Below are 14,515 nucleotides of genomic sequence, written 5' to 3' on the forward strand. Positions count from 1 at the left end.
CTTTGAACGATTTACAGGTATTTCCACGTGTATATAGTAATGAAAAGGAGTTGATCATCTACATATAGTAGGTAATCAACTTCTTTTTTTCTTTCAATGAACTTTTTCAGTGGCTTCGAACCGTCCCCGTGTTTATCTAAATCCTAACTCTTTATTGACCTTGTGCACCACTTGTTGTTACTTTTCGGACGTGATCATCTTCAAAATTATTTTTTCGAAGGGCATCTACTTTGTCATCTAATAATTTCTTTTGATCAACTTGATCCGAAGGCGTTAGTTTATCCTTTGACATCTATAAACCTCCTCATAAATCGATTTTTCACTTTCTTATTTTGCTACTTTGTTTAAAAAATAATCGTTAAAGCAGATAATAATTATGATGCATCCTTAAAATAAGAATTCCCTTTTTAAAGACCCGAAATAGAAATCCGAAAAATGAGTGCCTATTTCTCCTGTAAGGTGAGACTTCCCTACCTTAGGGATAGGTATTCATTTTCCAGAAATTCAAATATGTGATGAATGATTGAGAGCTCCCTATCAGTACAAACTATTTGGGCAACATCAGCATTTAAGGGAATTATGTTTTGAATATCAACACCAACTTCATCATCAGATATTGCACAAACAACACCCAATTTACAATGACTTAGATTAAAAAGATCCTTGTCATAGCCTTGAAGGCAGGGCTTTCCATATTGATTATATTTAATACATTATCAGCTGTTTTTTAACAAGATCTGACCACTTTTGCAGATATATCCATATTTTCAAAGATAACTTTAACAAAACCCTGACTTTTTTAGCTAAATTTAAACACCAGAAGCAATGAATGACTTTTCTATATTAGTTTTTGAAAAAACGATCTCAATTTGATATTTGTTTTATCTCAATTTGAGATATATAATAAAAACAAGAAAGAAAAGCGAGCGCTTATAATACTTTAACCTCAACGTTCCTAAGGAGGACTTACCTATGAGCCAATTAGCAAGAGAGTTCAAAGTGAAAGATTTATTAGAAAAACAAAAATTCAATCAAAAAGAAATTTCCGCAATGACAGATCCACAGATTGAATATTATCACTGGCTCTATTTTGAAGATTCTGTTTACGATTATATGTAAGTTGAAAATAAACTAATAATAATTGATAATAATAAAAGAGCTGTCCTATAAGTCTCTAAAATAAAGGAAGTGGAGAAAAACTAGTCGTTTTTCTCCACTTCCTTTTGTGTTTTTTATTGAACCATCTTCTAATCCACAGATTATGTCCAATCTTCTAGGATATTTAGGCATTATACATCTAATAGGATTTATCCTTCTTATTAATCGTTCAAAACCATACATAGAAAAATCACAATTACTAATTAAACCCACTCTTTTCTCTTTTCTCATTTGTATAATTTAACCATTCACCTTCTATACTTTTGTAATCTCTGTCATATTTGGCTTTAATTTTATCCAAATTGATTCCACTATGTTTTTTGGTTTGATAATCATATTCATACTGTAAATGATTTTTTTGCCAAAGAAGATTATTTTTAAGATGTTTTAAAGATAAATAATTATAATAATCGTTATTAGTTGTATCATAATAACTAAGTATTGTTTTATTATTAGCATTAATCTCTAGTAGATTCACCTGGGATTCTTTGGTTAACTTTTGGTACAGTGCTGGGTCTTTAAAGAGAGAATCGCTATAGTCAAAATAATTTACTGGTTCATATATAGCAAAATCTTCAACTGTAACATCATCACCCTTTTTATTTTTTGAATAATCACTAATATACGCCTCTGCATCCTTCATTCTCATATCAACTGTATCTATTGTCAATTGACTTATGTTTATAGCAGATTCTAATTGACTTATCAACATCTCTTTATCTTGCCTGTTATCGTAATACTCAGTACTTAAATAACCCAAAAAAACTCCTAGGAAAATAAAAAAACCTTGCACAAAAACATTCCCTAAAACCCTTAAAATTTTATTTTGTTTTGGATCTTTTGTTTTTTTATTATTTAGAGATTCTCTTTCCTCTTGTCTCACCAAAATTTCTCGTTCCAAAATCCTTCCACCCTTCATTGATACGAAATAATATAATTTTAAAAGTTCTTAAGGTAGCTAATACGGAATAACTACCTCTCCAATGGAATTATACAGGAAAATATTACTATATTAATAGTGCATTTGCATAAAATAATCGTTTCATATTTCAAACGAAAAAACCCCAATCTCTCATCATCTAAAATGAGAAATTGGGGTTTTTGCACGTATTTGTTTTAACCATTTAACTCATCAAAACAGTTTTCATTGCGAAACGCCTTTACCTTATCCATAAATTCTTTCACTCGCTTAGGATCTACATGATTTTCAAATTTGCCATCATATTTAAATGCCGTTCCTACGACCGCACCGTCAGCAATCGATAATTGTTCCTCGAAGTTATTCATTGTTACACCTGTGTTCGCAAATACAACTGTTTCCGTGGCTTGATTTTTCACTTTTCTTAACAAATTTTTATCCGTTTGAGCACCAGCTGTTAAACCGGAAACACATAAAGCATCAGGTCTATTGTTAAACACTGTGGACTTTGCTATGCTTTCAAGATCTCGATCAGCTAAATATTTTGCTGCTTCTGGTACGATGTTAAATAATAGCTTTACATTTTCAGCACCTATTCTGTACTGATGTCTAATCGTTTCACCGACATTTGTATTCCATGTGCCAAAATCACTTGCGTATACACCTGTGAAAATTTCTCTAACGAATTTTGCTCCCGTTGCCGCAGCTAAATCTAATGATTTTTGTGCATCCCATAATACGTTCACACCAAATGGTACGTTTATCTCTGACATTAATTCGCCAATAATCCGTGCCATCGCTGCAACCGTTTCCGTTTTTACATCTGTCAGATAAGGCATGCTGAATTCGTTTGAAAACATAACAGCATCCACGCCTCCCTCTTGAAGGGCCTGTAAATCTTTTCTTGCCATCTCGACTACATATTCCATTCCCTTTTCTTTATTAAAATAAGGGTCTCCTGGAAGCGGCAATAAATGGCACATCGCAATGATAGCTTTTTCTGTTCCAACTACATCTTTTAACCAAGTCAAAGCTATTCCTCCGTATTCATTTATTAAAATATGATCTTATTTCTTCATACTTATTTATCTAGCAAACTCATCCTCAAATAGAAGTGAGTTTCATCTTTATACGAATAAATCGAACAATAAAACGGTGCCAAAAGCGATAAAGGAAAGTAATGTTTCCAATACGGTCCACGTTTTAAAGGTTTCTTTTACTGTTAAGCCCAGGTATTCTTTTACTAACCAAAAACCAGCATCATTCACATGTGAAAACATAAGTGAGCCTGCCCCTGTTGCGATAACGAGTAATTCTAAGTTTACACCTGACATATGTTCAATAATTGGCGAAACAATTCCGGCTGCTGTCGTTAACGCGACTGTCGCTGAACCTGTCGCGATTCGGATCAGTCCTGCTACCATAAACGCTAAAACGATTGGAGAAAGAGAGACATGCTCTGACATTTGCGCAATGGATGTGCCAACACCGCTTTCAATAAGGATTTGTTTAAATCCGCCGCCAGCACCGATAATTAATACAATTGATGCAACAGGGAGCAAGCATTCATCTGTTAAATTCTTAATGAAATTTTTATCCATGCCTTGACGAATTCCAAGGAAGTAGAATGCCGTGAAACAAGAGATTAATAAGGCAATGACAGGGTTACCAATAAAAGTTAAGAATTTCATCAAACCGCTCGGTATCGGCATGTATGGTGCAACAACCGATAAAACCATTAATATAACAGGTAATAGAATAATAAAGAATGAGATTCCTGTACTTGGTAACTTTTCTGAAGTCGTCTTTACACTTATTAACGCTGGTTCTCCCTCTGGCGTTACACGCTTAATTACCCATTTAGCAAATAATGGACCTGCTAAGATCGCCGCAGGCACTGCAATAAAGAGTGAGTAAATCAAGACTTTTCCCATATTTGCATCATAAATGCCGATTGCAGTCATTGCTCCAGGGTGTGGGGGAACAAGGCCATGGACGATGGATAATCCAGCAATGACAGGTAATGCGATTAATAAAATATTTTGTTTTGTTGTTTTATAAATTGAAATGACAAGAGGTAATAAAATAACAATTCCTACATCGAAAAATACTGGTATCCCAATAATAAAACCTGAAAGTAACATGGCCCATGGCAAATTCTTTTCACCAAAAATTCTAATGAAGAACTCTGCAACTTGCTTTCCTGCACCTGAATCTGACATCAACTTTCCTAAAATCGTCCCTAATGCTAAAATCCCAACTAAATGACCGAGAACGCTGCCGACACCTGTTTCATAGGCAGTAACGATTTTCTCCATTGATAACCCAGACATAATTGCTAAAAACAAACTGGCAACAGTTAAACTAATAAATGCATGCCATTTCCACCAAGCGACTCCTAAGATGACGATTACAATCGAAAGCAATGTAATCATTAATAAATAGTATTCCATCTAAAATTCCCCCTTCTCCCCTTACGGTAAACGTTTTCATTTATTAAAAAGGAATGTCTCTTCTCTCTCCTTTTTATCCTCGTTTGCAAAGATGAGTTAACATACCTTCACTGTTTTGGATCACATCTTCCCTATTTAGATCTTTACACGAGAAGGTACACTCACTAACTCATCCAACATTTCATCTATCTTTCTACATCGCCTACTAATTCTGTCATCGCACGAAGGATTTCGCTCTCTGATGACATTGGCGTATCCCCTACAATCGTATGGGCAAGCATTCCTGCCGCTGCGGCAAATCCAACTGCCTTTGCTGGTGTAAATCCCTTCATCTCACTATGGATGATGCCGCTCGTGTAAGCATCACCTGCCCCGATCCTGTCATAAACAGAAAACGAGAGGAGTTTTGAAAAGGTGAATTCTTGATTCTTATAGATAAAGCCACGCAGCGAATGGGTATTGTCACTGTTAATGGAGCGATGAGTACCTGCTATAACAGAAATTGAATATTTTTTTGCCACCGCTGGAATGAGCTCGATCAGTTGCTCATGGCGCTTTTCTTTTCCTGTTTTCATGCCAAGAACATACATGGCATCTTTTTCATTCATCATGACGATATCGGCCAAGCCTAACATTTCCTCATAATGAGGTTTTGCTGCCTTATATCCGTCTTCTCCCCAGAGGGATGGACGGTAATTACAGTCAAATACCACAGTACCGCCATTCCCTTTCACAGCTTTCGCAAATGCTTTCATTTGAGCACGGACCGAATCATTCATTGCTAGTGTGATTCCGCAAAAATGAACAACATCTATTTTTGGGGCGATGTCTTGAAAATCATACGATCCTTCAGGTGCTGAATTAAAGCTGCTTTCTAGTCGATTTGAATAAGTCACTCGACTGGAACGGGCACCAAAACCATTTTCCAAAAAATACATACCAATATATTTCCCGTCTCTATTTATGAACGACTTTGTAATGCCAAGCTTTTGAAGATATGATACAGCCGCATCACCAACTGCATTAGCTGGCAATGTGGACACAAGAAGGCCTTTATGACCAAATCGTGCAAGTGCTGATGTGACATTTACGCCCGTACCGGAAAAAGAATAGTTTAATGTACTTGCTTGAGACAATAATTCATATCCCGGCACTTGTAGACGCATCATGACCTCTCCAAATGCTGCAATCCTCTTAGTCATGCTGATCAACCAATTTTTTCATGATTTCAAGTAGTTCTTTGACATCCTCGACATTTGTTTTTCCTGTTTCTTTATCAATGATTGATGAATATACATGCGGGATGACTTGTGGCACGTTAGCTTCTAGGCAAATGCGCAGGATTGCTTCAAAATTCTCTTTGTCGATTCCGCCAGTAGGCTCAAGTGCAAATCCTTCTTCACCACATGCTTGAGCAACTGCACGAAGCTCGTCCTCACGAGATAATCCATTCATCGGGAAGTATTTCAGCGCATTACCGCCCATATCACGCACAAGGGCAATTGCTGTTTTAATTGGAACGATCGCATGTTCTTCTTGTGCAGCACTTACTGGCCCTGTTGAAATATTGACATATCCTACTTTTCCTGTTGGTGACACTAAACTGTTAATCCAGCTTTCTTTTTCTCCAAGATTTGCCCGAGTTGCCCCAACTGCTGGAAACACTTGATTAATATGACTGCCGGGATAGTGTTTGGCAATTTCTGTAACAACAGCTGCTTGGCGATTATCGCCGGCACCTAAACCAATCGAAACAGCTTCTTCAATTTCATTGCCATATTCCTTCATTGCTGTAACTGCTTCTTCTACTGTTGGATAATCTTTTGAAAGAACACCAACTAACACATATCCTTCTGCTGCTTCAAATACCTCTTTTGCATTCTCTACACTGTTTGCCAATACATTCAGTGCTGCGCGGTTTTTATAGAATCGTTTTGTTATGTTCGTCATATTAATTTCCTCCTAGTAATTTACGAATCTTTGATTCGATGACATGAATATCGTCACCTTGCAATGGACGTGGATCGATGTCGAAATAGCCTTGTCTCACACCATAATCACGTGTGTAAATGGCGATTTCCCCTTCGCATAGTTCAGTCACAACATCTTTTGCTGTTATTTTTGCTTGTTGCGGGTCAATTTGAATGCGCGCACGGAAAATTGCTCGTCCCGCTTCATCCTGCACAATCGTTACTTTTACACCTTCCAATTCATTCAAAGGCATTAATGCATGTAACGCTTCTTTTTCAACTTCACTTTTATCTTCTTTTACTCCGTATTCATCAAGAGCCTGAAGTAAGCCAAATGTTGTTTCCTTTCCAACTTTCATGCTTCTTCCGATACAATGTAATTGAACCTTGACCCACTCAATATACTTTCTCTTTCCGCCTACAATCCCTGAAGTTGGACCTTCAATCGCCTTTGAACCACTATAGATTGCAAGGTCTGATACCTTCACATACTTTTGAATATCTTCTTCTGCAGCTGCATCCACAATGAGCGGGACATCATGACTTTTTGCAATTTCCCATGCTTCTTCAACAGAAATCATGTTTTTTTGAACGGCATGATGTGATTTGACGTAAAGAATGGCAGCTGTTTTATCAGAAATTGCCTCTTCAATATGTTTTGCTTTCCCTTCATTGGCGTAGCCAACTTCAACAAGTTTTCCACCGCCTAAATAAATCATCGTTTCAACCGGTGCACCGTATTGTACGTTGTGGCCTTTCAGCATAATGATTTCATTTTTTGAAATCACTTCTTGATGCAGACGTTCACTTTTACGGTGATTCCCTTGTGTCACAATACCAGCAACAGAGAGGGCAATTCCGCTTGATGCAGAGTTAACGATGACTGCTGCCTCTGAACCTAGTATTCCTGCAACATAATCACCTGCTTTATCGACTAGATCTGCGATTTCCACATACCTTTGTCCACCTTGCTTCATCGCTTCCATCACAGTATCTGATGGTGCTGACACACCGAGAATACTCATTCGTCCACTTGCATTGATGACACGTTTTAATCCATACTTAGCATTCAATGTATTCACCATTTGCAACCACTCCTTTTGCTTCAATCGTTTTATTTGCTACACGCTTGTGTCCTTCGGAATCAATGAGTGTGATTGGCTCATTCCTAACTGTAAATAAGGTTAAATTTGCCGCATCTCCAACTTCTATTCGTCCGAGCTCAGGTTTTTCAAGCCAATTTGCTGCATTTGATGTAACAGCTGCGATCACCTCATCTAGTGAGTAGCCTAGATGAAGAAATTTTGAAAGAACATTCGCCATGCTGTATACCGGACCGTTAAGCCGGTTTCTGCGGTATATATCTGTACTGATCGTATTTAAATCGATGTGATGGCGCTTTGCTGCTTCAGCCACTTGAAAAGAAAAACTCGCTGTGCCGTGTCCAACATCTAAATGAATACCGCGACGAATCGCATCCTTTAATACTTTAAGAGGATTCCCTTTTTCATCAAAAAGATTATTTTGTTTCCCATTAAGATAATGTGTGATAACATCTTTTTTTTCTAAGAGTGGTATAACCTCCTCAATATTTGGAGGACCAGAACCGATGTGAACCATTAATGGCAAAGATGTTTCACTCGATAAAGCACGCGCAATTCGTAAAGGCTCGATGCCGCTTTCACCTACAACACTTTTGCTGATCCTTGCTTTTAATCCAACGATGGCATCTTTATACTCCTTAACAGCTTGAACGACCTTTTCTTTGTCAATCCATTGTAAATTAGATAATTCATCTACTCTTTTTAAGCCAATACGCGAAATATTTAGAAAGGCAAATACGTTCGTTTTCGCTTTTTGGCTGCTTTCAACCAAATCTGCAATTCGATCTGCACCGCAGCTACCTGCATCTACAATCGTAGTTACACCTTGTTTTACTCCTATTTCATCCATTTCATCACCATATGGATCAAATTCCGGAAATGCATGGACATGTAAATCAATCCAGCCACTCGATACATACATACCCGAGCAATCGATAACATACTTACCTTGTCCACTTCCGTCCTTTTCCACCTTGGCAATTTTACCGTCTTCAATGACAATATCAATTTTTTCTTCATTCACTCGCTTTACATGACGTAATACGAAGTTGTTCATTTCTTTTCACCTTTCCCGTACTCGATTAGATACGCTTTCATTTATGTTGAGCACGATTTAACGTATAAAACATCTTATAGGTTATAACGTTATAATGTTATAATAACACACATTTTTGTTGGAGTAAACATAACGTTATAATGTTTTATTTTGGAAATGATGTATCGTCCATAATCATGATTTATTGTCAGAACTTGAGATTTTTTGTCCAAGCTCAAGGTTTTATTGTCTGGTTTTGAATTTTATTGTCCGTAATCACCAAGGTATCGACCAACCTTCAATTTTCGACATATTTTTCATCCCTCTCTGTAACTGCTGTTAATCTTTTTATGTTTAAAAACAACAATCTTTTAGAAAAGAGCCTAAATAAAAGATAAAAAAAAGCTGAGAACCCTATATTGATGGGGAACTCAGCTTTTACTTTTAAATCGGCTATACATTAAAATTCACAACATACTTATGAAGATCAGTATTATAATAGGCAATTGAATATTCAATTAATTGTTCATTGATGTCATAGGAATAACGTGTTCTTTGAAATAGCGGTTGTGATGGTTTATTTAATAAATTAGCGATTTTTTCATCAGGAATGTCTACCCCGAATTCATCTTGAAATCTGTTAAATGATACTCCTTTTTCATGCAAAATTTCATATAAGGACTCTTTAAACATTTCTGGATCTACAGGCAGCGAAAAATAACCAGGAATATAGTGAGTAAAATGAATATATGGCTCACCATTTAATGTATATAATCGTTCAATACAATAGCACTCGCTGTCAAAAAACGTAGATAAGATAGGATGGTCCGTGATATCCACTTTCGTGATCTTCACTTTGTCCTTTTGCAACGTATATCCAGTTGATAATAAATATTCCGAAAATCCTTGACCCTTTGATAATTTGGAAATAGCCCGATTATCTAACACTTTTGTTCCAACACCGCTTTGCTTTTCCACGTATCCCTCAATCGCTAACAGTTCCACTGCTTTACGTATCGTTATTTTACTTACACCAAATTCCTTCTCTAAAACAGGTTCAGGTGGAATTAGCGAATTTTTTGGATATTTCCCTTGTATAATACGTTCTTTTAATTCATTTTTCACTTGAATATAAAATGGTCCTTTGTTTCGTAACAATCTCATAAAGATCTACCTTTCCAATGTATCTGATCGCTGATTAATCGTTTTCAAAATTAAATAAGGAAGCTGATTGGAAAATCGAAATAGCTTCTCTCTAGGATATAAATGTTGTAAAATTCTCCAACTGACTGATTATTCCTATTTATTGTACCAGTATTTGTGCGAATTTTACATTTTTATACTAAGTAAATTAATCTTTGCATTCTACTAGAGTGAATTGATGAACAATTTCTGAAGAGCTTATAGCAGAAATTTAAATGGTGAAGTCTAGATTCATAGCTTATTAATTTAATTCCTCCTTGATTATGACAGGAAAGCATACGATTAAATGTACACGATATTTTTGTAAAAATTATATTTGTGATAAAAAAATACGTTCCTTACAATGTGTAAGAAACGTTGATAAATTAGCCTTTCTAATCTTAATCAGATACCGTTGGACCGGGGGCGAACAGACACTCCAGAAAGAATTCTATTTTGAATCATCTTCAAGCTTATATATTAATTGGAATGAAAACGCATTTACCCAACCGATGTAGTATTCAGCGTCACCAAATTTTGAACATAAACTATGTAACCATTAGATCGTTAGTTGCTTTTTCATCGAAACAACTTTTATATTTACACCGTTTGGTTTAACTACAACTTCCTCATCATAGATGCTGTATCCAATCGAACTATATAACTCTATATTTTTAGGTACCGTCATCCGAACTTTGCATCGTATTGCCGTTTTTCCATTTTGAATTGCATAATCCTCTAATGACTTTATTATTTTTTTTGCCATACCTTGCCCTTGTTTTTCTGGAATAACTGAGAGTCTGTAAAAATAAACACCATTTTCGTTTAAGCGAAAACGAACCATTCCGACTGCATCTCCGTCAACATAACCAATTAAAGCCCGCTCGTCATCTTTCAAAGCTGTAGATATCAATTGAATTGTTTCCTCTAAGGCACTTGAAGGTGGTACTTCATCTTTATATTCAGTAAATGCCTTAATCATTAAGTCATGAATTAATGGTGCATCAGATACTTCTGCAAATTTTATTTTCATAGTAATCCCCTCTTTTCTTTAGGCTGTTTTAGTAAACTTTGTTGTTTTTAAACTTACTTGATTTCTAATTCAACTCAACTTTTCGAAATGATGTATCGTCCATAATCATGATTTATTGTCAGAACTTGAGATTTTTTATCCAAGCTCAAGGTTTTATTGTCTGGTTTTGAATTTTATTGTCCGAAATCATCAAGGTATCGACCAACCTTCAATTTTCGACGTATTTTTCACCCCGCTCTGTAACTGCTGTTAATCTTTTTATGTTTAAAAACAACAATCTTTTAGAAAAGAGCTTTTCTTTATAAAGAAACTTTAATCGTAATTTCGATTCCTCTACTCTAATCCCGTATCAAGAATAATCAAGGCAAGCTTTTTAATAAAGAGATTGAATGATTCATTACTTTTTCAAAAATCCTCCCTCATGTTGCACCTGAAAAGAGTGGATACATCGAGTTTGCGGGCTGTATCCTTGTAGCCGATGGCATCCTGAATAACGGCTACTTCTTCTTTTGAAACAAATTGTGGAATGTGGTATTCTTCATGAGGGCACCTCTTCTGTAGTTTATTTGTTGGAAAATTCCATTCTACAAGAAGGATGTCCTTTTTGATATTCTTTTTTGGATTTTATTGGTTAATCAATACTCATGAATATTTAAAAGTGATTCTTCCATTTGCTTTCTTCTAGGGAAATTTGAATTATGGAATGTTCAGTTGTTGACTTTGTTTTATGGGAGAATTTACGTAATAGCGTACTTTTTTTAGGAGTTAGGTTGCCTAATAAATAACTAAGTCGAAAACGTTGATCTGTATGTTCTAATAAATGGCGAAAAATAGTTGGATCATTATCTCTCTTACTATATGATTTTCCACAATTCATTACACATTCTTCAACATACATTCTAATTTTTTCATATGAGAAGAATGTTACAACTGCTTCATATGTTGGCTGCTCCCTTAAAACATATCCATATCACAGACAGTTGTTTTTGCGGTGGAGGTAGAAGGAAAACGATCTCTTTCAGGATGAGTTCCAAGTGGAATAAAACAAGGGAACCGTCCCGGTGTTCCTCAGCCATTTCATCCGTCTAATCTTCAACTTACCTAAATTTTTTAAATTTTCTTAATAGTTTGTTTTTTACCCTTTAAGGTTGTATCATAAAATGTAAGTGTTTATAAAAATGATATACCGTTAAGGGGGAGTAATATGGAGATAACTAAAAACAGATGGTTGATTGCCTTGTCAGCGATTGCCATTCATCTTTCTATTGGTGGTGCCTACGCATACAGTGTATACACTAATCCTATAAGTGAACAGATGGGCTGGTCCGCAACAGAGGTTACGATTGCATTTACGATTATGATGGGGCTCGCAGGTTCATCTGCTGCTTTGTTTGGAAAATTGGTTGAAAGAAAAGGACCAAGAAAATCAGCGTTGCTTGCAGCTGTTTTATTTGGATTAGGACAAGCAGGATCTGGTGTTGCAATTGCAATTGGTTCACTGCCAGTTTTCTTAATTACATACGGTTTATTAAGTGGTCTTGGGCTCGGTATTGGGTATATCTCACCAGTATCAACACTTGTGAAATGGTTCCCTGATCGAAGGGGTTTAGCGACTGGGATGGCCGTCCTTGGTTTTGGGACAGGGGCCCTTGTTACAGCACCTATTGCCTCTAACTTAATGGTTTCAATCGGGATTTCAAATACGTTCTACTTATTAGGTGCCTCATATTTTGTACTGATGACACTTGGTGCCTCTTACATTGCTCCCCCTTCTGAGGGCTGGATGCCAGCTTCAATGAAGAAAGATATTGCATCTGGGAAGAAAATTATCAAAAAAGATTTACAACAATTGACTTCAAGTGAAGCCGTTAGAACGAAACGTTTTTGGATGCTTTGGACAATGATGCTTATTAATACAACTGCCGGAATTATGATGATTTCAGTTGCTTCACCAATGGCTCAAGAAGTTGTAGGATTATCAACCGCTGCAGCCGCAACGATGGTTGGAATCATGGGAATCTTCAACGGTGGAGGTAGACTAGGCTGGGCAGCAGCCTCTGACTATTTAGGTCGTCATAATGTTTTTATCATATTTTTTATGATTCAAATTGTCGCCTTTATAACACTACCTTTTACAACAAGTATCTTTTTGTTTCAACTTCTTATTCTGCTCGTTGTGAGTTGTTACGGTGGCGGATTTTCTAACCTGCCTGCATTCATTGGGGATCTATTTGGAACGAAACAACTTGGTGCGATTCATGGATACTTGTTAACAACTTGGTCTCTAGGTGGAGTATTTGGGCCAATGATTGTTTCGCAAATTAGAGAAAAAACAAATAGTTACACCCCAGTGTTTTACGTTTTCTTGGCATTAATTATCCTTGCGTTTATCGTATCGATTATGATGAGGCTAGAAATTAAAAAGAGCGAGAAAGAATTACAACAAAAACAAGTAAATGCGATTTCACAATAAGTCAGTTATTAGAAATTTATGAAATACTAACTATACAGTTATCAAACAATAAAAGCTCCGAGTATCGGTGCCTGTCCCCTAGTACGTTAAAGCACTAAGGGACAGGCACCCTGTTACATCGAGGTTATTCTGTATTAGAAACCTCCTTCCCATACTACTTTTGCAGTTATTAGTCTTTCTAATAAGAATTCAAAAAAGTTGTTTGCTTCAATCATCTCATCGATTCCTGCTTGTCTGTCCCAAACTATTATAGGACACTCGTTATTCTCTAATTTGCTAGTATCTAGACAATAAACATACTCACCACAATTTTCAATTACTACTAAATCCTTCGCTAAACCTAACTTCCCATACCTTTCTGTTTCAATAACAACAGAAGCTATGTTAGATTTAGCAACCCCTAAAATATCAACCCAAAATATTCCCCCCTGAATTTACTCATTCTCCCTTTTTACAGGGTATTTTAAGGCATTCTTTTCAAGCTTCTGATAGACTTCTTCTTCAATATCTATTTCTAGTTTATCCGCCATCTGAATGAGATAAATAAGTATATCTGCCATTTCTTCTTTAATGTTTTGTTTTGACTCAGCAATCGCTTCTTCGCTGTTTTTCCACTGGAAATTTTCAAGAAGCTCATTTGCTTCCAGTGAAATTGAAATAGCTAAATCTTTTGGGGTGTGGTACTTTTTCCAGTCTCTTTCATCGCGAAATTCTAGTATTGTTTGATAGATCTTCTCCATTATCTGTCTCTCTCCATTATTTTTCTTAAGATAGGTAAAATCTTTATTCTTTTTATTTTATCATAGTTACAATTTATTGGAATTTTGTTGTACTTTGGTATTGGACTCTAACAATGGAGCTTCGAAACAAAACTTGGGGGTATTCACAAAGGTTCTTACATCAGACGAGAATGTGGTATCCTTTTTTTCACTCATAGCAGTTGCACTCTATTCGAATAGACGGAGAAAAGATAGAAGGTGCTTATTCAGTAGATTTTGTGGCCTCATGAAACATGAGAACGTTTCTTCTGTTTACATTTTAGCAAACAAAAGAACCGTCCGAGACCACTGAAAAAGTGTTCACTTTGAACGATTTACAGGTATTTCCACGTGTATATAGTAATGAAAAGGAGTTGATCATCTACATATAGTAGGTAATCAACTTCTTTTTTTCTTTCAATGAACTTTT

General features: G+C 36.1%; 14 protein-coding genes. 2 read left to right on the forward strand and 12 right to left on the reverse strand.

What is annotated here, in order from left to right; translation table 11 throughout:
- Positions 1-151 precede the first annotated feature (151 nt).
- The gene (locus tag K9V48_RS24325; protein WP_181455944.1) at positions 152-292 is read right to left on the reverse strand and encodes a hypothetical protein; all 141 of its coding nucleotides are present in this window, start codon (positions 290-292) and stop codon (positions 152-154) included.
- A gap of 680 nt (positions 293-972) precedes the next feature.
- Between K9V48_RS24325 and K9V48_RS24330 the strand changes: the two genes are divergently transcribed.
- Positions 973-1,119 carry a BH0509 family protein gene (locus tag K9V48_RS24330; protein ID WP_224141695.1) on the forward strand — a complete coding sequence of 49 codons (147 nt, stop codon included), beginning with the start codon at positions 973-975 and terminating at the stop codon, positions 1,117-1,119.
- A 238-nt stretch (positions 1,120-1,357) separates the two neighbouring features.
- Here K9V48_RS24330 and K9V48_RS24335 read toward each other — a convergent pair whose 3' ends face one another.
- The 9 genes from K9V48_RS24335 to K9V48_RS24375 all read right to left on the reverse strand — a co-directional run bounded on the left by K9V48_RS24335 (position 1,358) and on the right by K9V48_RS24375 (position 10,854).
- Positions 1,358-2,059 carry a hypothetical protein gene (locus K9V48_RS24335; RefSeq protein WP_224141696.1) on the reverse strand — a complete coding sequence of 234 codons (702 nt, stop codon included), beginning with the start codon at positions 2,057-2,059 and terminating at the stop codon, positions 1,358-1,360.
- Between the two features lie 215 nt (positions 2,060-2,274).
- Positions 2,275-3,108 carry a BtpA/SgcQ family protein gene (locus K9V48_RS24340; RefSeq protein ID WP_224141697.1) on the reverse strand — a complete coding sequence of 278 codons (834 nt, stop codon included), beginning with the start codon at positions 3,106-3,108 and terminating at the stop codon, positions 2,275-2,277.
- A 96-nt stretch (positions 3,109-3,204) separates the two neighbouring features.
- Complete coding sequence (locus K9V48_RS24345; protein WP_224141698.1) at positions 3,205-4,530, reverse strand: GntT/GntP/DsdX family permease; 1,326 nt, start codon at positions 4,528-4,530, stop codon at positions 3,205-3,207.
- Positions 4,531-4,715: 185 nt separating this feature from the next.
- Entirely contained in the window at positions 4,716-5,732 is a 1,017-nt protein-coding gene (locus K9V48_RS24350; RefSeq protein ID WP_224141699.1) for a sugar kinase, read from the reverse strand.
- Entirely contained in the window at positions 5,725-6,480 is a 756-nt protein-coding gene (dagF, locus tag K9V48_RS24355) for a 2-dehydro-3-deoxy-phosphogluconate aldolase (protein ID WP_224141700.1), read from the reverse strand. Before dagF ends, K9V48_RS24350 begins: the two co-directional genes overlap by 8 nt.
- Position 6,481: 1 nt before the next feature.
- Complete coding sequence (locus K9V48_RS24360; RefSeq protein ID WP_224141701.1) at positions 6,482-7,585, reverse strand: DgaE family pyridoxal phosphate-dependent ammonia lyase; 1,104 nt, start codon at positions 7,583-7,585, stop codon at positions 6,482-6,484.
- Positions 7,563-8,660: an amidohydrolase/deacetylase family metallohydrolase gene (locus K9V48_RS24365; protein ID WP_224141702.1), complete on the reverse strand. Its 1,098-nt coding sequence runs from the start codon at positions 8,658-8,660 to the stop codon at positions 7,563-7,565. Before K9V48_RS24365 ends, K9V48_RS24360 begins: the two co-directional genes overlap by 23 nt.
- 432 nt (positions 8,661-9,092) lie before the next feature.
- Entirely contained in the window at positions 9,093-9,803 is a 711-nt protein-coding gene (locus tag K9V48_RS24370; protein ID WP_224141703.1) for a GntR family transcriptional regulator, read from the reverse strand.
- A gap of 577 nt (positions 9,804-10,380) precedes the next feature.
- Complete coding sequence (locus K9V48_RS24375) at positions 10,381-10,854, reverse strand: GNAT family N-acetyltransferase (RefSeq protein WP_224141704.1); 474 nt, start codon at positions 10,852-10,854, stop codon at positions 10,381-10,383.
- A gap of 1,204 nt (positions 10,855-12,058) precedes the next feature.
- On the opposite strand from K9V48_RS24375, the gene K9V48_RS24380 reads away from it, so the two are divergent.
- Positions 12,059-13,327, forward strand: coding sequence for an L-lactate MFS transporter (locus K9V48_RS24380; RefSeq protein ID WP_224141705.1), 1,269 nt, complete (start codon positions 12,059-12,061; stop codon positions 13,325-13,327).
- 134 nt (positions 13,328-13,461) lie between these two features.
- Here the strand turns inward: K9V48_RS24380 and K9V48_RS24385 are convergent, their stop codons facing one another.
- Both K9V48_RS24385 and K9V48_RS24390 read right to left on the reverse strand, forming a co-directional pair.
- Entirely contained in the window at positions 13,462-13,761 is a 300-nt protein-coding gene (locus K9V48_RS24385; RefSeq protein WP_224141707.1) for an SMI1/KNR4 family protein, read from the reverse strand.
- Complete coding sequence (locus K9V48_RS24390; RefSeq protein ID WP_224141706.1) at positions 13,762-14,067, reverse strand: nucleotide pyrophosphohydrolase; 306 nt, start codon at positions 14,065-14,067, stop codon at positions 13,762-13,764.
- Positions 14,068-14,515: the final 448 nt, after the last annotated feature.

The organism is Metabacillus rhizolycopersici, assembly GCF_020075705.1.

Bases quoted from the DNA above. Each gene is read 5' to 3' on its own strand.
- K9V48_RS24325 (WP_181455944.1), bottom strand. From the start codon at position 292: ATGTCAAAGGATAAACTAACGCCTTCGGATCAAGTTGATCAAAAGAAA.
- dagF (WP_224141700.1), bottom strand. From the start codon at position 6,480: ATGACGAACATAACAAAACGATTCTATAAAAACCGCGCAGCACTGAAT.
- K9V48_RS24350 (WP_224141699.1), bottom strand. From the start codon at position 5,732: ATGACTAAGAGGATTGCAGCATTTGGAGAGGTCATGATGCGTCTACAA.
- K9V48_RS24370 (WP_224141703.1), bottom strand. From the start codon at position 9,803: ATGAGATTGTTACGAAACAAAGGACCATTTTATATTCAAGTGAAAAAT.
- K9V48_RS24365 (WP_224141702.1), bottom strand. From the start codon at position 8,660: ATGAACAACTTCGTATTACGTCATGTAAAGCGAGTGAATGAAGAAAAA.
- K9V48_RS24380 (WP_224141705.1), top strand. From the start codon at position 12,059: ATGGAGATAACTAAAAACAGATGGTTGATTGCCTTGTCAGCGATTGCC.
- K9V48_RS24375 (WP_224141704.1), bottom strand. From the start codon at position 10,854: ATGAAAATAAAATTTGCAGAAGTATCTGATGCACCATTAATTCATGAC.
- K9V48_RS24390 (WP_224141706.1), bottom strand. From the start codon at position 14,067: ATGGAGAAGATCTATCAAACAATACTAGAATTTCGCGATGAAAGAGAC.
- K9V48_RS24345 (WP_224141698.1), bottom strand. From the start codon at position 4,530: ATGGAATACTATTTATTAATGATTACATTGCTTTCGATTGTAATCGTC.
- K9V48_RS24330 (WP_224141695.1), top strand. From the start codon at position 973: ATGAGCCAATTAGCAAGAGAGTTCAAAGTGAAAGATTTATTAGAAAAA.
- K9V48_RS24360 (WP_224141701.1), bottom strand. From the start codon at position 7,585: ATGGTGAATACATTGAATGCTAAGTATGGATTAAAACGTGTCATCAAT.